This is a genomic window from Leyella lascolaii (genome assembly GCF_900079775.1).
Lineage (GTDB): Bacteria > Bacteroidota > Bacteroidia > Bacteroidales > Bacteroidaceae > Prevotella > Prevotella lascolaii.
In genome coordinates this window covers 26,133-50,591 of sequence record NZ_LT556034.1, presented here as the reverse complement: position 1 = coordinate 50,591, position 24,459 = coordinate 26,133, and the positions used below count along the sequence as shown (strand labels likewise).

The 24,459-nt window shown below is 51.8% G+C and carries 17 protein-coding genes; 11 read left to right on the top strand and 6 right to left on the bottom strand.

Features of this window, described 5'->3' with window-relative positions:
- Positions 1 to 64 precede the first annotated feature (64 nt).
- Positions 65 to 877 carry a glycosyltransferase family protein gene (locus BN4609_RS00220; RefSeq protein ID WP_068854984.1) on the bottom strand — a complete coding sequence of 271 codons (813 nt, stop codon included), beginning with the start codon at positions 875 to 877 and terminating at the stop codon, positions 65 to 67.
- Between the two features lie 524 nt (positions 878 to 1,401).
- Positions 1,402 to 1,965 (bottom strand): transposase, encoded by a 564-nt coding sequence (locus BN4609_RS00210; protein ID WP_068854784.1) that lies wholly within the window; start codon positions 1,963 to 1,965, stop codon positions 1,402 to 1,404.
- 2,017 nt (positions 1,966 to 3,982) lie between these two features.
- On the opposite strand from BN4609_RS00210, the gene BN4609_RS16350 reads away from it, so the two are divergent.
- From BN4609_RS16350 to BN4609_RS00175, 7 genes are all read left to right on the top strand, one after another.
- The gene (locus BN4609_RS16350; protein WP_164071532.1) at positions 3,983 to 4,189 is read left to right on the top strand and encodes a hypothetical protein; all 207 of its coding nucleotides are present in this window, start codon (positions 3,983 to 3,985) and stop codon (positions 4,187 to 4,189) included.
- A 25-nt stretch (positions 4,190 to 4,214) separates the two neighbouring features.
- Complete coding sequence (locus BN4609_RS00200; protein ID WP_164071531.1) at positions 4,215 to 6,551, top strand: hypothetical protein; 2,337 nt, start codon at positions 4,215 to 4,217, stop codon at positions 6,549 to 6,551.
- A gap of 151 nt (positions 6,552 to 6,702) precedes the next feature.
- Positions 6,703 to 6,909 carry a hypothetical protein gene (locus BN4609_RS00195; RefSeq protein ID WP_164071530.1) on the top strand — a complete coding sequence of 69 codons (207 nt, stop codon included), beginning with the start codon at positions 6,703 to 6,705 and terminating at the stop codon, positions 6,907 to 6,909.
- A gap of 40 nt (positions 6,910 to 6,949) precedes the next feature.
- Positions 6,950 to 8,116, top strand: coding sequence for a hypothetical protein (locus BN4609_RS00190; protein WP_068854776.1), 1,167 nt, complete (start codon positions 6,950 to 6,952; stop codon positions 8,114 to 8,116).
- A gap of 11 nt (positions 8,117 to 8,127) precedes the next feature.
- Entirely contained in the window at positions 8,128 to 12,282 is a 4,155-nt protein-coding gene (locus tag BN4609_RS00185; protein WP_106390468.1) for a glycoside hydrolase family 2 TIM barrel-domain containing protein, read from the top strand.
- A 144-nt stretch (positions 12,283 to 12,426) separates the two neighbouring features.
- Positions 12,427 to 14,367, top strand: a complete 1,941-nt coding sequence (locus BN4609_RS00180) for a glycoside hydrolase family 172 protein (protein WP_068854774.1) — start codon at positions 12,427 to 12,429, stop codon at positions 14,365 to 14,367.
- Between the two features lie 388 nt (positions 14,368 to 14,755).
- Positions 14,756 to 15,592, top strand: a complete 837-nt coding sequence (locus BN4609_RS00175) for a DUF3943 domain-containing protein (RefSeq protein ID WP_068854772.1) — start codon at positions 14,756 to 14,758, stop codon at positions 15,590 to 15,592.
- Between the two features lie 83 nt (positions 15,593 to 15,675).
- Here BN4609_RS00175 and BN4609_RS00170 read toward each other — a convergent pair whose 3' ends face one another.
- The 4 genes from BN4609_RS00170 to BN4609_RS00155 all read right to left on the bottom strand — a co-directional run bounded on the left by BN4609_RS00170 (position 15,676) and on the right by BN4609_RS00155 (position 18,107).
- Positions 15,676 to 16,527, bottom strand: coding sequence for a hypothetical protein (locus BN4609_RS00170; RefSeq protein ID WP_021993936.1), 852 nt, complete (start codon positions 16,525 to 16,527; stop codon positions 15,676 to 15,678).
- Between the two features lie 17 nt (positions 16,528 to 16,544).
- On the bottom strand, positions 16,545 to 17,021 hold the full coding sequence (locus BN4609_RS00165; protein WP_241033155.1) for a DUF6108 family protein: 477 nt from the start codon (positions 17,019 to 17,021) through the stop codon (positions 16,545 to 16,547).
- An 83-nt stretch (positions 17,022 to 17,104) separates the two neighbouring features.
- On the bottom strand, positions 17,105 to 17,560 hold the full coding sequence (locus BN4609_RS00160) for a PG0215 family putative anti-sigma factor (RefSeq protein WP_068854770.1): 456 nt from the start codon (positions 17,558 to 17,560) through the stop codon (positions 17,105 to 17,107).
- A gap of 34 nt (positions 17,561 to 17,594) precedes the next feature.
- Entirely contained in the window at positions 17,595 to 18,107 is a 513-nt protein-coding gene (locus BN4609_RS00155) for a GFO_1088 family ECF-type sigma factor (protein WP_084791287.1), read from the bottom strand.
- Between the two features lie 1,871 nt (positions 18,108 to 19,978).
- On the opposite strand from BN4609_RS00155, the gene BN4609_RS00140 reads away from it, so the two are divergent.
- The 4 genes from BN4609_RS00140 (at position 19,979) to BN4609_RS00125 (ending at position 24,447) form a co-directional block, all read left to right on the top strand.
- Complete coding sequence (locus BN4609_RS00140; RefSeq protein ID WP_068854761.1) at positions 19,979 to 20,854, top strand: YicC/YloC family endoribonuclease; 876 nt, start codon at positions 19,979 to 19,981, stop codon at positions 20,852 to 20,854.
- A gap of 84 nt (positions 20,855 to 20,938) precedes the next feature.
- Positions 20,939 to 21,511, top strand: coding sequence for a guanylate kinase (gmk, locus tag BN4609_RS00135; RefSeq protein ID WP_068854759.1), 573 nt, complete (start codon positions 20,939 to 20,941; stop codon positions 21,509 to 21,511).
- A 63-nt stretch (positions 21,512 to 21,574) separates the two neighbouring features.
- The gene (nadD, locus tag BN4609_RS00130) at positions 21,575 to 22,165 is read left to right on the top strand and encodes a nicotinate (nicotinamide) nucleotide adenylyltransferase (RefSeq protein ID WP_068854758.1); all 591 of its coding nucleotides are present in this window, start codon (positions 21,575 to 21,577) and stop codon (positions 22,163 to 22,165) included.
- 188 nt (positions 22,166 to 22,353) lie between these two features.
- A complete protein-coding gene (locus tag BN4609_RS00125; RefSeq protein ID WP_068854756.1) occupies positions 22,354 to 24,447 on the top strand; it encodes an RNA degradosome polyphosphate kinase in 2,094 nt (697 codons plus the stop codon).
- Positions 24,448 to 24,459 lie beyond the last annotated feature (12 nt).

Genomic DNA, 24,459 nt, shown 5'->3' with positions numbered 1-24,459 from the left:
GCCGGAGGCACTGCCGTGGCTCTTTCCCGTGCCCGCGTGGCTGTGCCTGCGGTTCGTCCGCCGCTCACCGTCCTGCGCTCCGGGTTTCTTCGCTGAGTCTGTCGCCTATTTCCGGAAACCTCTCCATTATGGCTCTCAGCGCGGCGGCATTCCTGTCGGTGCCTGTCTTGTAGTTCACTGTTTTCAGCGACAGCTCCTTCGGCTTCTTCAGTCCCTTGGGCTTGTTGTGTCCGAAGGGCACCGGCACCACGTACGTACCGTTAGCCACGCCCGCCGCCCAGAACCATATGTCGTCGGTGGTGGGTGCCAGTCGTGTGAACAGCTCTTCGTCGAGCATGTCCTTTTTAAGCGCTCCAGGCGGATAGAGCACGCCTCCCACACCCGTCTGTATGTTTCTGTAGCTGCGGTGTATGCGCTTTGTCAGGAAGTCATACCAGCGGTATTTTGTCCACGTGCGGTAGGGCATGCCCGGCTTCATCAGCTTTGCGCGGTGGGCGATGACAGCCTCCGGTAGCTCGTCATGCAGCCTGAGCAGGTCGCGAAGCATGTTGGGGTGGTATGCCACATCGTCGTCTATGGTCACAATCACGGCGTCGGGAAAGTCTCTCAGTGCCGGAATGAGCTTTCTGTACGACCTTATGTCCGTGTCGTAGTTTCTTATCTCGAATACAGGGTTCTGCTCCGCCATCCTTGTCAGTTCCGCAGGAATGCCTTCCGTGCCGAACTGTGCGAACGTGAGATACAGCACAATCCTGTCCGGCGTCACCGAGCCGTTGATGACAGACTGTATGGCTTTCGCCGCATAGGGCGCCGCTGCTGGGAATGAGGTCAGCGACACCACGACCTGTTGCTTGGACATGTTCGGGCGTGTGTTCATATTGCTGTGCGTTGTTTTGTCTTCATCCTGCCTCCCGCCGCGCGGCGCAGTCATATGCCTGTCGTGCCGCCTTCGGATGCGGAAGTTCAGCATACAAAATTAGAAAAAAAAACGGTAAATGTCAACACTCGCCCAAAATAATGCTTCCGTTCCCCGTTTTTTGTTTTTCGATACATGTACGCCGCTCCCTCCGCCCCGCCGCATGCCCTATATATTTTCCCCATTGCCATGTCGCTTGTTCCTAAAAGTAGAGACGCAAAATCTTGCGTCTCCCGTCCAGCCCATCCCAATATCCATACGCTATAATACGCTGACAAACAAATGCTTACCTCCCCGTGAGACGCAAACTCTTGCGTCTCACAAGCAACAAACGCATCCAGCATCAGCGCGTCATGCCTGTCCCTCCTTGCGCATACCTACTCGTGAGACGCAAGATTTTGCGTCTCTACAGGGCTGGCGCCACCATTATTTAATTCGGGTATATCACATGTTGAATGCCATTGACAATGATGCCGCATCACTTATTACCGTAACGCCGCATTCTCCATCCATGCCTCCTCATACTCCTCACCCTTCATCGCCCATACCGTGACATTCCTTTCAATGTAAAGCGTTATCCTGTTCAAATCCTTTTGGTTACGGACTATATGCTCAAAATAACGTGGTTGCCATTCGAAAGGTATGCCGTGCCGCCTCACATATTTGGTTACTCCCACCTTCAGACCTCGTACCACGGATGCAAGGTTGCGCGACTGCGGACCGAAGACGTTGCTTTGCTGCGTTGTGAAATCGTGCGTCGCGGTGTTGTCATCGTTCATAATGACAACGCCATGCATATGGTTCGGCATGACGACGAAAGGTCCCGGCTCTACGAATGGGAAATGAAGGGGCTTGTCATACCAGCATTCCTCCAGATGCTTTCCTAACTCTGACAACACCATCCGTGGCTCAATGTTGTCCTCCACCTCACCGAAGCAGTGCTTCTTTCCGGCTGTGCATATCGTTATGAAGTATATTCCGCATTCATAATCCGTCCAGTCCACTCGCGTGGAGCTGACCCTGTATTGGTCATGAAACATGTCTTGCATGGATTTGTATGTGTTTTGTTTGAAGTTAATAAATAAGTTATCAGGTCATCGTCGCGGTATCAACGGTTATGTAACGGTATGTTTATGCGTAACCCTACAGGCTTCCGCATGTATGGCAGTCGTCTCACCGTGACACGCAAAGGTAATTGTTTTAAGCCGAATATCGCATAAAAACATGCATAAAATATCCATTATCCCTGTTTTATTATATGGCGTCAGCCCAGTAGAGACGCAAAATCTTGCGTCTCCCGTGCAACAAACACACCCACCGTCAGCACATTATGGTTATCCCTCATTGTACTTACCTCCCCGTGAGACGCAAAATTTTGCGTCTCTACAAGGCTACGCCACCATTATTCCATCCCGATTCCCGCTATATAATATCGCAGTCCACCAAAGTAGAGACGCAAAATCTTGCGTCTCACAAGCGAGAAACACACCCGTCGTCAGCACATTATGGTTATCCCTCTTTGTACTTACCTCCCTCGTGAGACGCAAGATTTTGCGTCTCTACAAGGCTACGCCACCATTATTCCATCCCAATTTCTGCTATATGATATCACAATCCACCAAAGTAGAGACGCAAAATCTTGCGTCTCCCGTGCAACAAACGCACCCACCGTCAGCACATTATCGCTGCCCCTCCTTGTGAAAACCTTCTCGTGAGACGCAAAATTTTGCGTCTCTACAGGGCTGTCGCCATTGAGGGGATGGTGTGGGGAACTGCTGTGCAGGAACCGTTTGTGAACTTGGCATCGTGATTTCGTTATAGCTATCTCACGTATTAACGGTTCGTCCAAACCCTTCTGCCGAAAATGGTGCGGCGTAACTGTGACGGCATCGCAGCATAAATGCATAAACATGCATAACGCATGGGTGTGCGATGAATAAATATTCACGCCAACTCCGAATAGGGCGCGTATTTGTCTGTAGTGCCTCCTCCGGGCGCAAATACGCGATTCTCGCGGGCTTTACGCAATGCCTTGTCACACAATGCCTTACGCTTTTCTGCCGTTTGTTATCGCCTTTCCTGCGCTGCCGAACGGGCTTTTTCGCCTTGCGGAAAAGCCCGTTTCAAGTCGCGATGTGGTACGTCCGGCACCGCCATACGGGCAATCTGGCAGTGCGGAAAAGCCTTTTTCGTCCTCCGCCGTCACATTTTTCCCCGTCCGTCAGCCCTAAAACGCCTCCCCGACATCCCTTTTCCCGCTCCTTACCCCACATCCTCCGCCCCGTCCGTTCCTCTTTCCCCATTTCCCGTTGTCAATATTTTTACTCCTTAAAACGCATAAATATACGTTTCCTTAGCGCATACCGGTATCGTCATAACCTCTCCGCCGTCCTCCGTCGTCACATTTTTCCCCGTCCGTCAGCCCTAAAACACCTCCCCGACACCCCTTTTCCTGCTCCATAACCCACATTTCCCACCATATCCGTTCCTCTTTCCCCATTTCCCGTTGCCAACCCTTTTTTACTCCCGAAAACGTATAAACATCCATTCCCTCACCATCTCACCTACTCACTCTCTCACCTCCTCACCCTCTCATTTTCCCTTTTTACCTCTTTAATTTTTACCCTTTTACCTTTAAAAATCTTATTTTCCCTTTACCGTTTTACCTTTTTACTCTTTTAATTTTTATATTTTCCCCTTCCTGTTCTTTCCCTCTTATTGTTAAAAAATACCTTTACAGTGTTATTTTTATCCCCATTTATTTGTCTTGTTTTCATAAAAGTATTAACTCTTGCAGAGGTTTAGTTGAAATACGGCACGTTCCTCCCGATATGGAGGTACTACTATATTGTTGAATGTATTACTGAATATAACAAGTACAACATTAAAAAAACAGATTACGGAAAGAAGGCATAAATCTTAAAATCAAGCTATTTTCTTTTACTCTACAGCGCATGCCGCAAACATATCCGGCTGCATACATGCACACACAATGATGAAATGATGAAATAATAGTGTGCAACATTTGAATTAAGTGAAATAATAACATATAAATTAAATTAACGCATGATGAAAAAAAAGTATCTTATTCCTAACACTTCCGTTGTGGAAGTGAAGACGGAAGGTGCCTTGCTTACCGAGTCATGGCATACAGGCGAAGAATCACTCCCTATCATTGGTCCTGACGATGAGGACCAAATCACTGATGAAGCTAATGATCAGTGGACTCCTAATCGTCCAAGTAGTTCTAAGAGTTTTAATGTATGGGAATAAAAACAACAAGGTAAAAAGCAAAAGCATGAAGAAGTTTACATTATTAATGGCATTGATCTTGACTGCCGTATTTGGTGTCAAGACAACAGCATCCGCGCAAACTTATGAGACGGAAGAGCAGATTGAATGGATAAATTATGCCGTAACATTCACTGAAGCAAAAAGCGCTGCAGACGGAATATATCTGTGTCACTGGGATAGCCAGAATAACAAATACACATTTGTTAACGCTGGAGGTGAATATGGAACACAGGCTATTGCCTCAAACCGAGGAATGAAATTAACTGTATCGGGAAATGTTCAACGCAACGGAAACGTAAGCACTGCTAACTTTAATGGAACTCTTTATAATCCAACTGAGGGTGTTTCATTAGGAATGGAGCCAGAGACAAAGAGAGTCTTCCTTGACAGAAATGCTGCTGAAGAAAAGAATTGGACACTTACTGCTCATACATCGACCAATCCATCAGGGAAAACATATTATGATATTCAGAACGTAGGGAACCAATACCTTGGTATAGAAACAACAAAAAACACGCTATTGGTATATGATGATAATCCTGCTAATAGTTACTGGCTTCTTATACCTCGTACTGCATTCCGCGACGTATTGCTTAACGTTACCCATCAGACAAACATCGAAGTAAGCGGTTTGTTCCAGAATACACGCTTTGTACGTTATATGGATAGAACATCATCTTGGCAATGGTGGACAATTAGTGGAACTTCACATGGAAGTCAATTAACAGAAGACAACGTAGGGTTTGAAAGGGTAAATGGACAACGCACACCTAATGGAACAGGTCTTGGAATTGCATCTTACGAAGCATACCGTTCAATGGCTCCTGGTGCAGAAACCATTAAAGGTATCCCTGTTAAAGATCACGATGGACAAACCAATATAACACTTGACTATGCAAAGAGTTATGGTAGCTTCAGTGCCGGAGAGATGAAAAAACCTATAATTATGCGCCAGCAGATAAGCGGCATAAGACCAGGAACATATACAATTACTGCACAAGCATTCGTTTCTGATGACGATAATGAAATTGATAACACAAACAACAGCAATATCGCATTCCTTTTTGCAGCAGGAACAAGCGGGGTGAACCAAGGTGCGGAAATACCGGTTCTTACTGACGGAGATCAGACAAACTTTACTACGAATTTCTACAACTATCATAAGGATGTATTAACTGCAAGTGCCCCAAAATACTTCCGTGGCAACGTCGCTGCAGGAGAATACCTGGCAACCGGTGGTGATTACACAAAGAGTTCTGATGCCATCTACAATCCTAACACTGCATTCAAGACAATTACACTGAATGTAACAGTTACTGCAGGTGAAGACGGTAAAACTGGTACCCTGACAATCGGTGCTGCAAAAAATCAAGTGCAAGGAACACTTTACATTGCAAATATCGATGTTAAATATTCAGGAACATACGAATTTGGTATTGATTCATATGGCACAGACAACACCCCTTTCTCTGAAAACAATACAGATGGTATAGACGAGTATCAGTATGGCTACGCACGTCAGTTCAACCTCGTACGCGATTTCAATATCACAGCAGCAGGTCAGGAAGCTAATGCTAAATGGGAAGCTCTCGTTCTGCCGGTTAACCTGACAGCTACACAGGTAAGAAATGCATTCGGTAACGATGTTAAGCTTAGCAAACTCGTAGGTCTTGCAAACAATGGCAATCAGATTCGCTTTGAAGCAGTAGATTTGAAAACCAACCCAAATGCAACAGTTATATTGGCAGGAGACTGCTATGTAATAAAAGTAACCAAAGCACCGGAAGTAGCAAGAAATATGCCATACAAATTTGATGTATATAGCAACGATGAATTAGGTGATACAAAAGTACCTGTTACATATTATGGTCCAATATATCAGATTGACGGTTTGACAAGAACGTCAAAACTTGGTGAGCTGATTAAAGCCAACGGAGGAACATATAAAGATGGTATCGTAACAAAAACATATACAAACGAAGGAAAAGATCTTAATTTCACCGGTTACTTCTACTGGAATCAGACAGCACCAAAAGATGCATACGTTGTATCAAGAGGTAAGATGTTCTATCTGGATGCTGATAACACTTGGGCAAACCTCACCGGTACAATGTGGAAGCTTGAAGGACCTTCTTTCACTGGTGCGAAAGAACTTTCTATCGACTTTGGTGATGGAGATATTACCAATGGTATAAGCGGCATCACAGTAGAAGGAGAGAATAATGTCAACGCAACAGGCATTTACAACCTCAACGGACAGAAGGTTGCTGAAGGCACATCACTTAATGGACTTGCAAAGGGCATCTATATTGTAAATGGTAGAAAACATGTTGTTCGATAATTTTTCAATGACATATATACTGCCATAACGTAGTAATCATATAAAGCCAGGCGTTCCAGATATGGATACGCTTGGCTTTTTTGCATTATTAAAGACGGCATTCATAGTGCCGCACTATAAACAATCATTAACACAACAAAATACGCATTTTATGAAAAAAGAACATTACACAAGACCTGAAGCTGTCGTTGTGGGTATGGAGACTGAGAGTGATATCTTGCAGGGAAGTAACGAAGAGGAATCCGATATGACTCTAAGTATGGAGAACGGACTTGGAGGAGAAGGAGTGACGCATGAGAACCCGACGGAGATATTGGGTAAAGAGAACAACAATGATGTTTGGGACACCAAATGGTGACACGCAATCAGACTTGACTACAACGACAACACAGAAAGCAATGAAAACAACAGCAACAATTTTTTTCATCCTTATGACCGCTTCTGCCGTACACGCTCAGTCGTCGCCGCAGACTCCGGAGGATGGACAAACATATTATATCTACAACACAGGACGCAATGCATGGCTCACTGCCATGCCCGATGGCTCAGTGAAACTTGGTGGCTCCGGAACAGCCGTGACTCTGACCTCTACGGGTGATGTTGCAGGAACGTTCTATATGACCGTTCCTCAGGGACGCATAACAGCGTCAACTCATGACGGACTTAGTTCCGATGGCTCTGGACAGTATGACCGATGGCTCATCAGACCAAGTGAAGACGGCAATGTGGAGGACGCATGCCGCGTGGCTTATCTTAACAGGGAAAGCAATGCATTCACCTATATTTATGGTGGTGAGAATGGTGAGGTGACGCAGGATACATATATGCCGGATGCGTTGTATGCTGACGGAGGATGGAAACTTGTGGCAGAGAGCGGATATGAGGAAAACACGGTGATGTTTGATGAGAACGCGACTGAGTACAACGAGCCTTATGATTCTGAGGGCGGTGTTAAGGTGCGGCTGCGGCGCACTCTGTCTTCCGGAGGATGGAATACGCTGTGTCTGCCATTCGACATGAACTCCGCGCAGGTACGGTCTGTATTCGGTGAGGGCACACTTATTGCCGCATTCACAAGCTGTGATGGTACAACGATGCATTTTACATACGCAGATTGTATAACGGCTGGTAAGCCTTATCTCATCAATCCGAAGAACTCCACCCCGGAAAGTGGTTTTTATGAGATAGACGGAGTGACCTCATTTGCACAGAAACCGCTCGATGTAGAGCATGATGGGGTATTTATGCGCGGTTGCTTCAACAAGATGGAAGTCCCTGCTGACGCTTTCGTCATAGGCACAGGACACAAGGTATATCAGCTCGTCTCTCCGATGGAGTCAAAGGGTTTCCGCTGTTATATTACCGATGGTACGGCAGGCTCAAAGCTCAACGCATGGGCAATAGACGATGGAACAACAGGCATCGAGGGTACTCTAACCTCTGATGGCGAGCCGGGAGAAGTATTCACAATCGACGGAAAGAGTACTGGAAAGAACTCTGACGATACTGACGGTATGACACCTGGAGTGTATGTGACAGATGGAAAGAAAGTCGTAATAAAATAAAATGTAGGACAATGAAAATTACAACACATAATAATATAATAATAGCGGTTATCTCCGCGCTGCTATGGCTTGCGGCAACGACAAACTCTACGGCACAGACAAAAGAGGTGTTGTGGGAAAGTTTTGCACCCAATGGCAGTCAGTTCTCAAAGACATTAGGTGAAATAGACCTTGGTACGCAGACATTACGGGCGGAAATAGACCTCTCCTCATGTCAGAATTTCAACGAGAATGAGAACATCCTCTCCATCGGCGGTGACATCAGCGTGTGGTATGGCAGCCACAACATACACCTTTATTATACTCCGTCGAGCCGCCGGTTGCAGCTCAACTGGGTGAACATGCAGCAGACGAGCGTGCGGAGCGAATACACGCTGACCAGCACCGACCTCACCGTGGAGCTCGACAAGGAGGGTCTGCACATCAATGGCGAGCTCATGGCAAGCTATACTGCGGATGCCATGCGGGAGCTTTACGCCCTCGGCTCGCTCACTGTGGGAAGCCTTGAAGGAAACACCCGCAGCTGGGCTACATATAAAGAGGTGAGCGTAATTACTCCCGACGAGAGCGGAGAAGGCGGAGGTACGACCGGTGACGGAACGCCTGCGGTGGGTGAGAAGTACTATATCAGCGTGGCAGGCAACCCTAACAGCGTGTTTACGGTGAACTCCACGGCTAACGATGCGCCCATCCTTGTGGAGTCTCTCGCCAACACCACCAACCAGCAGTGGCGTCTGGAGTATGAGGAGACAGCGTCAGAATACAGCTACAGACTCGTGAACGAATATTCAGGCAAGGCTCTCGACATGGCGTGCGACGGCGAAACGAAACCACCGTTGCAGTGGCAGGTGGAGAAGGGAAACGCCAACCAGCTGTTCAGCTTCGAGCCCCAGGACGACGGAAGCTATAAGATTTGCGTCAGATTCAACGGCGTTCCTTATTATCTTACGGTCACTGACGGTTCACCGGTGAGCACTACAAGTCAGGACAATGCGGTGTCGTATGTGTTCACAAAAGCCGAGGGCGGAAGCGAACCTCCCATACAGGAGGAGCGCATATTCGACATATCGTTCATCTCCGACCAGCAGAAGCTGGGCGACTATAAGGAAGATGCGCACGCCACATTCATTCCTTACGCCTCTACGGCGGACATGAACGCCGACCCGTTCTACAACACTCCGTGGCTCACACCGGAGAAGGCGATGACTCTCAACCTCAACGGCACGTGGAAGTTCCGCTTTGTTCCGGGCACGATTAGCGGTCCCGGATCAAGCGAGTTCTATGCCGCAGGCTTGGACGACTCCAATTGGGACACCATCACTGTGCCCCTTTCGTGGGAGATGGCAGGCTTCGGCACACCGGTATATACCAACGTGGGCTATCCGTTCAACTACGAGCCTCCCTACGCCCGCAGAGGTCTGACCCAGTATGGCGTTGAGGATAACAATGCCACAGGCTTCTACCGCCGTTCCTTCACCTTGCCCGAGGGCTGGGGAGACAAGCGCGTCTTCCTCCACTTCGACGGTGTGTACAGTGCCGCGGCGGTATGGGTTAACGGACGGTATGTAGGCTACAGCGAGGGTGCTAACACCGACGCTGAGTTCGACATCACCGGTTTTGTCACCCAGGACGGTGAGAACCAGCTCTCCGTACGTGTCTACCGCTGGTGCGACGGTTCCTATCTTGAAGGACAGGACATGTGGCATCTGGCTGGAATACACCGTGACGTGTATCTCGTGGCGACTCCCAAGACATTCGTACGCGACCATTACATCACCGCGACAGACATGAACACAGCCGCCACACAGGCTACGCTGAACGTCGCGCTGGAGATTGACAACCGCGACGGAGAGGCAGCCGAGAAACAGATAGAGGTGCAGCTGCTCGATGCCGACGGCTCGAAGGTGGCACGCATGTCGCAGAACGTGAGCATGGCTGAGGGCGAGACGGAGAAGAGCATCACGCTCAGCAGCCGTCAGTTATCCGGTCTCACGCCGTGGAACGCTGAGAAACCGCATCTCTATACCGTTGTCGTCCGCCAGAGCAATGCCTCAGGAGGCGAGGAGATGGTGTTCTCCACAAAATACGGATTCCGCAACATCGAGCGGAGAGGAACGCTTGTATACATCAACGGACAGCGCGTGTTCTTCAAGGGAGTGAACACTCAGGACACCCATCCGGAGAAAGGACGCGCCATTGACGTGCCGACAATGCTGAAGGACATAACGCTCATGAAGCAGTCGAACGTCAACACCGTGCGCACCAGCCACTACCCGCGCCAACCCAAGATGTACGCCATGTTCGACTACTACGGGCTTTACTGCATGGACGAGGCTGACGTTGAGTGCCACTACAATCACGAACTTACAAGCAACACATCGTGGTCTTCGATGTTCGTCGACCGCAATGTGCGCATGGTGTTGCGCGACCGCAACCACCCGAGCGTCATATTCTGGTCCACCGGAAACGAGTGCGGTAACGGCAGCAACCTGCGCGACGCATATGAGGCGATAAAGAAACTGGACGACCGTATGGTGCATTATGAGGCGGGAAGTGCCACAAGCGGCTACTCCGATATGTTCTCAAACATGTATCCCACAGTATCGCAGGTGAGGGGCTATTCGCGCGGAAACAACGGCATGCCTTACTTCATCTGCGAGTATGCGCACGCCATGGGACAGGCTGTTGGCAACCTTCAGGAATACTGGGACGTGATAGAGAGCAGCACGGGAATCATTGGCGGATGCATCTGGGACTGGGTAGACACATCCATATACGACCCGCAGAAGCTGCTCGCAGGGCAGAAGCAGGACGACCGAGGCTTCCATTACTTCACGTCGGGATACGACTACAACAGTCCGAGCGGTATAGACTTCGGATTCCAGGGCAACTTCATGAACAACGGAATAATAACAACCGACCGTGCCCGCACGGCAAAACTTGCCGAGGTGAAGAAGGTTTATCAGTATGCGGACTTCGAGAGTCTGGACGGCAAGACGCTCACAGTGAAGAACAAGTACAACTTCACCGACCTGAGCGAGTTCGACCTTACATACACCGTTCTGCATGACGGACGGCTCGTGGAGAACGGTTCCACACCGATGACTGCCGTCGCTCCGGGTCAGACAGGAACGGTAGAGGTGCCTTACACCACAGATTGCGACTCTGAAGGAGAGTACACCATAATGGTGGGACTGAGTCTTCGGGACGACGCTTCATGGGCTGACGCGGGCTACACTCCGGCAGAAGAGCAGTTCATACTTAAAGAACGCGCCGATAAACTGCCTGATGTCACCGGCGGAGGAAGCGTCACTTCGGGCAACAACACCGTAAGCGGAACGACCGCCGAAGGCAAGACGTTCGAGATAAGATTCGGAAGTGACGGACAGATGAGCTCATGGACATTCGACGGACAGCAGCTCATCGCGGAGGGACCCGACTTCAACTGCTTCCGCGACATAGACAACGACCGCAGCAGCGAACTGCAATCCATGGCGCTCAGTCAATGGACAAACCACCGCATAACAAAGTCTTTTGGTAAGGACGGAGACAATGTCACCATGACACAGAGCGGCAGCGGCACCATATGCAACTACACCATAGCCTATACGTTCTATCCTTCAGGCGTGGTGGACATGCGTGTCACGCTCACGCCTCAGCGCGCCGCACGCCGTCTGGGCATCGGTATGGAGTTCGCTGACGGCTTCGAGGGAGTGGAGTATTACGCCAAAGGACCGTGGTCAAACTATGTGGACAGGCAGACCGGCTCATACCTCGGACGCTACGCCACTACTGTAGACAACATGTTTGAGGAACTCACCCATCCGCAGACAATGGGCGACCATCAGGCTCTGCGCGACCTTACGCTAACCAATCCGCAGACCGGAACGACGCTCAAGGTGGAGACTATGGGCACCGTGGCGTTCTCTCTCTCACACTATGATGAGGCTCAGTGGGGCGATGCTGGCGACACAATGTGGAGCAATGTGCTCCATCCGTACGACCTGACCCGATACGGCAAAGTGTTCGCCCACTTCGACTACTGGCAGCGCGGACTCGGAAACAACAGCTGTGCAGGCGATGTCTGCCTGCCGGAATATGAGTGCCCCACAAGCGGAAGCTACACCTACACGCTGCGGTTCACTCCCGACACCGTGAACAAATGACATTCACCCAATACTTGTCCGGCAGCGGCTGGCAATTATTTTGGTTAAATAGTTTATTTCGGACCGCCCGTGCGCTCGATGCGTACGGGCGTTTTTACAATAAAACGTGCGGTTTCACGTTACATATAAAAACCTGTAACTGATATGAGAATCCATTACATCATCCGACCTTTGGCACTGTTCTGCATCATGCTTTACACCGTCAGTGCCGTCTCCAGTGACAAATACAGATGGACAGACGAACTCGTTCTGCTCCGCGCCATCGACCGTCTGCCCGAATATCGGGACGGTTGCCATGTCGAACAGTTCTCCAGCTACGACCGCACATGGGGCAACGACGACGGCTTTTCGGGCAAATACTCCTACCTGCGCAAGGAAAACGGAGGACTCGTAATAGCCGAGATGGAGGGCGCGGGAGTGATAAACCGCATATGGACACCCACTCCCAACGACAACATGCTCAGCTTCTACTTCGACGGGAAGAGCGAACCGGGACTGCGCATCCGTTTCTCCGACCTCTTCTCCGGCAAGGTTTTTCCATTCGTCAGTCCTCTGTGCGGCAACGAGGTGGGCGGCTTCTATTGCTATCTGCCCATCACCTACGCCCGGTCGTGTAAGATTGTGATGGAGGGCGAAGGCTTGCAGTTCATACAGATACAATACCGCCGTCTGCCCGGCATGAAGGTGGAGACCTACGACGGCACGTTCACCGATGCCGACAGAACGCTGCTCGACGAGGTGTGCCGCGCCTGGTCTGCCGCCCGTCCCGATGCCATGGCTTTCGCGCATGGACGTTCCTCCGGAGCAGCGGTGAGCGAGAAGACCGTCACTCTCAGCCCCGGTGACGGGGAGGTGGTCTTCGAGAGCGGTTCGCCGGGACGCATCACGGGGATAGAGCTCGACGGCGGCAACGCCTTTGAGGGCAATGACAGGAACGTCATACTCACCGCCCGATGGGACAATGACAGTACCGATGCCATATGCGCGCCCGTCGCCGACTTCTTCGGCTACGCCTACGGACGCCCTGCCATGCGCGGGATGCTCATGGGACGGAGCGGATATACCAACTACTGTTACCTGCCGATGCCTTTCGACAAACGCGCCAGTATGAGGCTACTTTATCTCCGCGACGACAGCATACAGCAGCCGCCCATAACCGTAAAGGTGAGGATATACCACAACTCCACCGGTCGTGACGCCGCGAAAGAGGGCAGATTCTACTCCTCGTGGCGTCGCACACGCACACCGATAGGACAATATCACACATTCCTCAGCGCGAAAAGCCGTGGACACTACGTCGGCACCATACTCCTTGCGCGCGGTCTGCGCTCCGGCATGACTACCTTCTTCGAGGGCGACGACAGTACGTTTGTCGACGGAAAGCCGCGCATGCACGGCACAGGGTCTGAGGATTACTTCAACGGAGGGTGGTATGCGCTGCTCGACCGTTGGGACCGCGGGCACAGCATGCCGCTTCACGGATGTCTCGACTATTCGCTTCAGATGTCGCGCACCGGCGGTTACCGTTTCTTCGTAAGCGACAAGCTGACCTTCGACAGAGAGATTTTCCACGGCATTGAACACGGTGATGTGAACAACTGCTATCCCGTAGACTACACTTCGATAGCATTCTACTACTCGGACACCGCGCCCGTGAGCCGCATGCAGCCTGCCGGAGACCTGCTCAGAGAACACTTTCCCGACAGACACGTTTTCTATCCGCAGCTCATGGAGATAACGCCCGAAGGCGACATACAGATAAACAACGACCGCGGACTTCGCCTGTCCACGGAAAGCGGTGGCAGGCTGCGCGTCATGCTCAACGGTATTCCTGAGGGACGCTACAGGCTCCGTATGAGCTTTCACGAGACACCTGCCGGAGCGCGGTTCCGCATATGGCAGAGGCAGAGACTTGTGTCAGACTGGCGCGATACGCACTCCGCCTCCGACACATTCCGCGAGGATGCGGGCATGGGAGAAATCGGGCTGACCGCTCAGGACAATTCCGTCACGGTGCAGATTGAAAAGACCGGCAAGGGCAACTCTCTCATCATGGGCAACATCACACTCGAGAGAGTGCGCTGACAACGCGCTGCCGGTATAAATATCCACACAAAAGGCGACAGCCGCACGCACACTCCAAGCCAGGTGAGTGCGGCTGTCGCCCTTTCTGTATACACATGAAGAAGTATGGGACAGTGCTTTTTAGTAAAACTTAACACGGTATTCCGGTTTTCAGTTCCTTTTAGTTTTTTTCGTCATTTTTAGTCTGCCGCATAGTACTGACTATCCTTTTTATCCCTAAATTTGTCAAAGATAATTTGCACTCGGGCAGTTAGGAGCATGCTCTTTTCCCTCCCGTTTGCATTATCCATGTAAAAGGAAAGTCACTCGGACATCTGTCCGGAACGGCAGTACACAGCGTCTCACACAGCATTGACGACTCTCTGCCGCCGCCAAAGACATTATATATATGAAAGGAAAAGCAAACCGCATAATAAGTCTGGCACTGTGTGCCGTCACCGTAATGCCGTGCCGCGCGGCAATGACGACGGACTCCATAGCCGCGCACAGCCCCGATACGGCAGTGACACGTGTCATTGCTGCCGACACTTTGAGGAAAGTCAGGAAAGAGAAGCCCAACATCTACGCGCTGCCTTATTCTTTAAGCACGGGCTGTCCCGACTATAAGCGCATGTGGCTCAACACGGGCGTGCTGTTCGCAGGGGGCATGACGGCTCTCGGTGTGCTCGAGCTTCTGCCCGAGAATGCCACGGCATGGAACAAGGAAGAGCTGCGCAGGGTGCCCTTCTTCAAGCGTTGGAGCAATCACGTGAGGAAAGGTCCGAGGTTCGACGGCGACAAGTTCATATTCAACTACGTGCTCCATCCTTACGCCGGAGCCGCCTATTACATGAGCGCACGCAGTCTGGGCTTCAACGCCCTCGGCTCTTTCCTCTATTGCACCGCCATATCCACCCTCTTCTGGGAGTATGGCATAGAGGCGTTCATGGAGGTTCCGTCCGTACAGGACCTTATTGTCACTCCGATGTCGGGGCTCATCCTCGGCGAGACTTTCTACCGTTTGAAGAGGAGCATCGTGGACAACGGCTACACGCTGTGCGGTTCGAGGACGCTCGGCAATATCGTCGCCTTCCTCATAGACCCCGTCAACGAGGTGATAGGTCTGTTCGCCGGCAACCCTTGCCGTGAGCTTGCCAGGCATAAGGTGAGGGTGTCCTGCGCGCCGTGGATGTTCTGCTCCAACGGCACTTCGTTCGGATTCACACTCAACATAATAAGTCTTTAATCTATGGAATAATGCCGAGGCGTCGGCATTCTATTTCTCTTCCTATGGCATGGCGCGCACTGTTTCCCGCGCGCCATGCCTTTTCAGAGACGTATTCCCATACCGAACGATGCCGAATAGCACTTTGGCGCGCGTCCCGTCTTCAACAGAGGAGTGAGTCCGGCACGCCCGTATATCATCAGCGCACCATATCCCAGGCGCATCTCAAGGTTCAGTCCGAGCGGGTTGAGGTTGATGTCGTCGGTCTGTGTGCGTGTCTTTTTGTTGGCGCGGTATTTCGACTTGCCCGACATGCGCATGTCTACCGACGCGCCGAGTCCGGCATAGAAGCTCTTCTCCGACCATTCCATCATCAGCGGTATGCGTATGGTGCTGTAGGTGATGTAGCTCTTCTTCACCTTCACGTCCTCCTTCTTCTCCAGCGACGACATGCCGTCTGTGGTCGTCATGACGTTGTTTCCCTGAAAGTGATTGTACGCCCATGTGGTCTGCATGGCAGTTGTCAGGGCGAAATTGCCGCCAAGCCTGAACGCCACGCTCGCCAGAGTGAAGCCGAACTCCCACGACTTTGAGTCGCGCGTGTGCAGAGCCGAGCTTCCGCTGAAGCCGAAAGCGTTGTCCGCCAACAGGTTGTAGCCCATGAAGAAGAACGGATAATGGCTCTCCATAGGACGCTTGTTCTTGCCCAGCATCTGAGGGATGAAGGGTGAGGTGACATACACCCGCTCCACCTCCTGTCCGTCGGCAAAGCACGTCTCGTATGTGCGTGTGAGCTGTCCGCCGCTCTTGTCGTAGACGGTCACGCTCGTTATGCCCGCCGAGTCGTTCACCGTTATTTGTCTGTTGTTCACCATGAGAGTGGTGTCGGAAGGTTCCGAAGCCATTGCGGTGAGCGGTATGAGCATCACCGGCAGAAGAGTTTTTCTAATGTCCATATGTATTCTGTTTTACGTTATTTCCTCGAATAGCACAGTTTCATGATGTCGTCGGGCGACAGGTCGCCCTCTATGTATATCACGGTGCCGCGTCCTTTGCCGTTCCTGCTGAAGAGAACGTAGCGGTTGGCGTCCTTTGCGGCGGGCTCCATCATGTAGTATCCGCTCACCACCTGTCCGTCCTCCACCACCTCGCGTATCTTCTTCGCCTTGCGGCGGTCGGCTTTCAGAATTGTCTCTATGCCCTCGGCGTTTCTCCGGTATATGAGACTCTTGTACACCTTCAGCCTGTATCCCAGCAGCGTGGTGTTGTTCATCTCCACCATCTTGCTGCCCCGCTCGTGTCCGAACCGGCTGAACACCTCGTCCACAGCGAGCCCCTTCTGTGCGCATACGGTCACGGCGAGCATCGTCATCACCGTCACCGCCAGCATGCGGGAGAACAATGTGCGGTGCCACGAGCCGTGTGTATGACCGATATAAAAGTGTTTCATATATATGCTGTTTCTTTTTTCGTCTGTTCGTTTATATGTTCTGACGGCACTTTGTCGCGTCAGCATGTGACAGGGAGAGTCTCTCAGTAGGTCATCATGTCGAGTGCCGAGTAGGGGTCGGAGTCGTCGGCAGACACCATACGCAAAGCCTCCACAGCCTCGCGCTCCACCACCCGTCGGCTGGTGTACACCTTACCGTCTATCACCGCGTAGCCGTCGCTGCCTCCGTGAGTGCCTGTGAGCAGCAGCACGCCTGCCACACAGGCTGCCGCGAGCAGTGCGGCGACAGCAGGGATAAGCCGCCTTCGCCTCATCACGGCGGTGCGGGCAGTCCTCACGCCGGTGGTGTCGGGCGCGTCAACAGCGGCGCGTTCCTCGTCGGCATAAGCCATCATGGCGCGTATGGGCACCCACTCGTCGGGTATGTTGTCGCCCGCCTGTCTGAAGTAGCGTGCCAGCTCACGTTCCTCCGAGGCGGTGGTTGTGCCGTCGAAGTAGCGTTCTATCAGTGTGCCTATGTGTCCGTCGTTCTTCTTCATGTCAGTATGTGTATTGATAAAATGTACGTATGCGTCAGGTGCGGCGTACAGCCGTGAGTCTGACAAACTCCTCGCGTATCCTCATGCGTGCCCTCGACAGGTTCTTGCGCAGGTTCTCCGCCGAGCAGCCGGTTATCTGCATGATCTCGCTCGCGTCGTATCCCTCAATCTCCTTCATGCGGAATATCATGCGCTGCAAGGCAGGCAGAGTGTCCACGATGTGCCTCACGAGGTCAGCCTCGTCGCGCGCTTCCAGTGCGTCGGAGTAGTCGGCGGCAGGCTCGTAAGTGGCTGCGCACCCCTGTTCGTAGCGTCCGTGACGCCTGCGGTCGGCTGCGAGATTGCGCAGGATGGTGAAGGCGAGGGCGCGGTTGTGTCCGTCGGTGTCGAGCGAGTCGCGCATGCTCCACAGCCGTAGCATCACTTCCTGCACCATGTCTTCCGCTGTGCATGTGTCACCGGCAAGGCGGCAGGCAAGTCCTTTCAGCTCACCGCGCATGGGTAATATCGTGTTGTTGAATTCGTCGGTCCTCATTTCGTCTTCCATTAATATAAACGTCTGAAACGCGAAAACGTGACATCCGGACACGATTTTTTTTCATCACGCCCGCCAGAATGTGCCTCCGCAATGACAATTTCATGTGAAATGCCGGCTTTTACAGTTGCGACGACAGTGTATGACGGATTGTTCAGACATGGCGAGGAATATTGTTTTATGGCGCAGGACACCATATGTTATATTGCAGTGCATCCAAAGTAGAGACGCAAAATCTTGCGTCTCCCGATTTCAATTTTTGTATATTATATTGCGGTGTATCCATAGTAGAGACGCAAAATTTTGCGTCTCCCGTTTTAAATTTTTGTATATTATATTGCGGTGTAACCAAAGTAGAGATGCAAAATCTTGCGTCTCCCAAGCAAAAAATGCGTATATATTCATGTTGTTACAGCTGTTTTCGTGTTACGACTGGTTGCGTCTCACAAGCCAAAAATGCGTTTATATTCATGATGCTTTTGCTGTTGCCATGTAGCGACGGGTTGCTCGTGAGACGCAAGATTTTGCGTCTCTACTGGCTGGGGCGGGTGGGGATGATGAGGTTATGGGGCATTGCATAAATATGCGGAAACGGTTGTCGGATGATGAATAATTATTCACGGCAAGTCCGCGAGAGTGCCCTTGTAATCCACAAACGGAAATATGGATGCGAATACGCTGGTTTTACGCGGTTTGCGTAAGTGTCTGACAGTCAGACGTATGGACTGAATGTGGCTGCGGAGGGAGCTGTGCTGCGATGCGAAACGGGCTTTCCTGCATTACGAAAAAGCCTCTTTCGTGGTGCAGAAAAGTGTATATCGTCATGTCGCGGAGCCTTTTCGGTGACGCGGGAAAGGCTTTTTGGCGATGTTATGAGGCTGGAATTGTACTGTAACACCGTTTTTATAGTCTTTCTCAATAGTGGTGACGGTGGGGCATGAGGGTAGTTGACAGGGTGCGACGCGCTGTTTTCAGATTTTAAATTGTCAATATTTTTTACTGCCGAAGGTGTATATTTATGCGGTTTTGCGGTCTGTGTGGCAGGTGTAAAAGTGCGGAATATTGTTACGGCGGTGTGTGTCGGGCAAAATTATAGTGCGGGAAACAATGCGAGGATATATATTTTTTGTACTTTTGCATAAGCTAAGCTGCACTCGGGAAAATAAGAGCAAGCTCTCTTTCCGCTCGTTTGCATTAGCTTTGCATAAGCTAAGCATCGGCTCGGCAGTATCAAGCCTGGTAAAACAAAGTTTTCCCGTCTTGCTGTTGCTCTCGCCTTGCGTTAGCTTTGCATAAGCTAAGCTGCACTCGGGAAAATAAGAGCAAGCTCTCTTTCCGCTCGTTTGCATTAGCTTTGCATAAGCTAAGCTTCGGCTCGGCAATATCAAGTCCGGTAAAACAAAGTTTTCCCGTCTTGCTGTTGCTCTCGCCTTGCGTTAGCTTTGCATAAGCTAAGCTGCACTCGGGAAAATAAGAGCAAGCTCTCTTTCCGCTCGTTTGCATTAGCTTTGCATAAGCTAAGCTTCGGCTCGGCAGTATCAAGCCTGGTAAGACTTCGTCTCACCGTCTTGCTGCTGCTCTCGCCTTGCATCAGCTTTGCATAAGCTAAGCTTCGGCTCGGCAATATCAAGTCCGGTAAAACAAAGTTTTCCCGTCTTGCTGTTGCTCTCGCCTTGCGTTAGCTTCGCGAAATAAAAACTGCACTTGGGAATGGTGAAGGCAGACTCTCTTCCGGTCCGCATGCACCATCCCGCAATGATAAAAACGTCATCCGGCAACCTTATGACGGCAGTCTCACCGCATGATGACGTTACGTAAAAAGGATATTTTTTTAATTCACACAGACGGCGGGACGCGCTGTCACAATAAATATAAATATAGATATGATACAGTCAATGACCGGTTACGGTAGGGCTACCGCAACCTGTAAAGGAAAAAAAATACATGTAGAGATAAAGTCACTCAACAGCAAAACGCTTGACCTTTCCACCCGCATAGCACCGCTTTACCGCGAGAAGGAGATGGAGATAAGGCAGACGATAACGGCAAGACTGATACGCGGTAAGGTGGATTTCTCCATATGGATAGAGAAAGACGCCGCCACAGACGCCACTCCAATAAACACCGCACTGGTGGAGAACTACTACCGGCAGATAAAGGACATCGCTGCGGCGACGGGCATTCCCGAACCGGAGGACTGGTTTCTGACACTGCTGCGCATGCCGGACGTGACGGCAAAAAGCGATGTGGAGGAGCTCGACGATGAGGAGTGGGATGTCGCTGGCAAGGCGATTGACGAGGCGATAGACGCGCTCATCGCGTTCCGCAATCAGGAGGGTGCGGCACTGGAGCGGAAGTTCACGGAGAAGATAGACAACATTGCAGCTTTGCTCAAAAGCATAGAGCCGTATGAGAAGGCGCGCGTGGAGAAGATAAAGGCGCGGATTGTGGAAGGGCTGAAGACTATACCCGACGTGGAATACGACAAGAACCGTCTGGAGCAGGAACTGATATACTACATCGAGAAGCTCGACATTAGCGAGGAGAAGCAGCGGCTCGCCAACCATCTGGCGTATTTCCGCGAGACGATGAAAGAGAACGGCGGACAGGGAAAGAAGCTTGGTTTCATCGCGCAGGAGATGGGACGGGAGATAAACACCACCGGAAGCAAGAGCAACAACGCCGAGATGCAGAACATAGTGGTGAAGATGAAGGACGAGCTGGAACAGATAAAGGAGCAGGTGCTCAACGCTCTCTGACACGCATATGCCGCCTGTGTGTGCCCACGCCTTGACCCGGCGCGCACCATGGCGGCATGATAAATCACACATAAGTACAGCGACATGAAAACCGGAAAACTTATTATCTTCTCCGCACCGAGCGGATGCGGGAAGAGCACCATCATAGGATGGCTGATGAGACATAAGGAACTGCGGCTGGCGTTCTCCATATCGTGCACGAGCAGACAGCCCAGAGGGACGGAACAGAACGGGGTGGAATATTTCTTCATAACGCCCGAGGAGTTCCGCCGCCGCATAGACAACGGTGAGTTCCTGGAGTATGAGGAGGTATACAAAGACCGCTTCTACGGCACTCTGAAGGAACAGGTGGAGAGACAGTCGGCACAGGGCGACAACGTGGTGTTCGACGTCGACGTGAAGGGCGGATGCAATATAAAGAAGTATTACGGCAGCCGCGCGCTGAGCATATTCATACAGCCGCCGTCGATAGACGAGCTGCGCCGCCGTCTGGAAGGGCGCGGAACAGACGCCCCGGAGGTGATAGACGACCGCATAGCGCGTGCTGAGTTCGAGCTGACCTTTGCCGGACAGTTCGACAGGGTGGTGGTGAACGACGACCTGCAGAATGCGGAGGAGGAGACACTTGCCATCGTGAAGGAGTTTCTCGGACTGTAACCTGACAAACGGCACGGTGCGACGGACACAGCCGCACCTGCCGTTACACCGGACAACAGACATATGGAGAAGATACGCACAGGACTCTACGGCGGGTCGTTCAACCCCATACACAACGGCCACATAGCCATAGCGCGGCAGATGAGGGAGAAAGCCGGGCTGGAGGAGGTGTGGTTCATGGTGTCGCCACAGAACCCTCTTAAGGAGCGCGGCTCGCTGCTCGACGACACGAGACGCATGGAGATGGCGCGTGCGGCGCTAAGGGGCATGGCAGGACTGAAGGCGTGCGGTTATGAGATGTCGCTGCCCCTGCCGTCGTACACATGGCGCACGTTGCAGTCTCTGTGGCGCGACTTTCCTGAGAGGGAGTTCGTGCTGATGATAGGAGCGGACAACTGGGCGCGCTTCGGACAATGGTATCACGCCGCAGACATAATGAGCTCGTGCGAGATACTTATTTATCCGCGACGCGGATACAACGTGGACGCGCGGTCGCTGCCAGCAGGGGCGCGCGTGGTAGACACCGGACTGTATGACGTGAGCAGCACGGAGATAAGGCAGCTCATAAAGGAGGGCAGGGACATAAGCTCTCTCGTGCCTGCCGACATCGCGGAGATGGCTGTGAGATATTACGGCGGTATGGCGGAGGAATGAGCCGCCGCAGACGGCGGACGCGCCCTCCTTATCATCCGCCCGTCGCCTCATGCCTTGGCATGGTGCGGACGTTTGCTTTGACAATATCATGAAAGCTCCCGGCAGCATGGCTGTATCGGGATTGTAACACAAGTGTAGCATTATTGTAGTATGTTTATCCGACCTTTGCATAAAACTAAAAACGGAATATGGCAGACAAGACAGACAGGAGGAAAAAAGCACATTCAGACTACATCGACCGCGACCTTAGCTGGATGTATTTCAACCGGCGCATACTTCAGGAGGCAACTAAGGAGAACGTGCCGCTGCTGGAACGGCTGGGCTTTCTCGGCATCTACTCCAACAATCTCGACGAGTTTTTCAGAGTGCGCATGGCTACGCTGAGCCGCATAGCGGAGTGTGAGGACAAGTCGCTGAGGAAGGAGAGTGAGCACGCCCGGAAACTTATAAAGCGCATAAACAGGCTCAACACCGTATATGCGAAGGAATATGAGGAGGCGTTGGCAGGAGTGAGAAGCAGGCTGCGCGACGAACATATATTCCTGCTAAATGAGAACGAGCTCGACGAGGAGCAGCAGAGGTATGTGAGACGGTTCTTCCGGCAGAGGCTGAGCGGCTTTGTGAGTCCGGTGTGGATAACCGCCGCCAGACAGCTTACCGAGGAGACGGACGACAGCATATACCTCGCCGTGAAGATGAACACCGAGGGCAGGAAGGCGGGCGACTACGCGCTGATAGAGCTGCCGGTGCAGGTGAGCGGACGGTTCGTGAGGCTGCCCGACCGTGACGGGAACAAATATCTGATGTATCTGGACGACGTGATACGCTATTGTCTGCCGTTCATCTTCGGCGGACTGGGCTACACGCACTTTGAGGCGTATGCTTTCAAGTTCACGAAGGATGCGGAGATGGAGATTGGCAACGACCTGCGGACAGGCGTTCTGCAGAAGATATCGAAGGGAGTGAAGAGCCGCAGGAAGGGCGACGCGCTCAGAGTGATATACGATCAGGACATGCCGGCAGCTCTGCACAAGCGTGTGATGAACCTGCTTAACCTCGACAAGCTCGACACTGTGCAGGCTGGAGGACGCTATCACAACCATAAGGACCTGATGGCTTTCCCTGACTGCGGACGCGACGACCTGAAGTATCCGGTGTGGAAACCCATCGTCAGACCCGAGACTAACAGCAGCCGGGACAGTGTGCTGCGCATGGTGCAGGAGGGAGACCGGTTCATCCACGTGCCGTACCACAGTTTCGACTATTACATACGTCTGCTTCAGGAGGCTGCCATACATAAGGAGGTGAAAAGCATAAAGACGACCCTGTATCGTCTGGCGAAGGACTCCAAGGTGGTGAAGGCTCTCATCTGTGCCGCGCGCAACGGAAAGAAGGTGACGGTGGTGATAGAACTGCTGGCGCGGTTTGACGAGGCTTCCAACATCAACTGGTCGAAGAAGATGCAGGATGCGGGCGTTAATGTGATATTCGGAGTGGAGAACCTGAAGGTGCACTCCAAGATAACGCACATCGGAATGAGGAACGGCAGCGACATAGCATGCGTCAGCACGGGCAACTTTCATGAGGGAAACGCGCGCGTCTATACCGATTACATGCTCATGACTGCGGCAAAGAACATCGTGAAGGACGTCAATGCGGTGTTCACGTTCATAGAGAAGCCTTACATGCCTGTGACGTTCAAGGAGCTGCTTGTGTCGCCCAACGAGATGAAGAAGAAGTTTGTCAGGCTGATAAACAACGAGATAAAGAACAGGCAACAGGGCAAGCCGGCATATATAAAGGTGAAGATAAACCATATAACGGAGCCGGAGATGGTAAGGAAACTGTATGAGGCGTCGGAGAACGGAGTGAGGGTTGACCTGCTGGTGCGAGGCAACTGCTCGCTCGTGACGGGCATACCGGGCAAGAGCGACAACATCCGCATATGCGGAATAATAGACCGTTACCTGGAGCACTCGCGCATTTTCATCTTTGCAAACGGGGGAGAGAAGAAGTGCTTCATAGGTTCGGCGGACTGGATGCCGCGCAATCTGGACAACCGTATAGAGGTGGTCACTCCGGTGTACGACGCTAAGATAAAGGAGGATCTGGAGAAAGTGATAGACTACGGGCTGCGTGACACGATGCAGGGACGCATAGTCGACGGCACGGGAGAGAACAGACCGTGGACCACGGAGGACGGAGAGGCGTTCAGATCGCAGGAACAACTTTACCTGCATTACAGGGAACAGCTTGCCGGGGAGACGCAGGCATCAGAATGATAATGATATAAA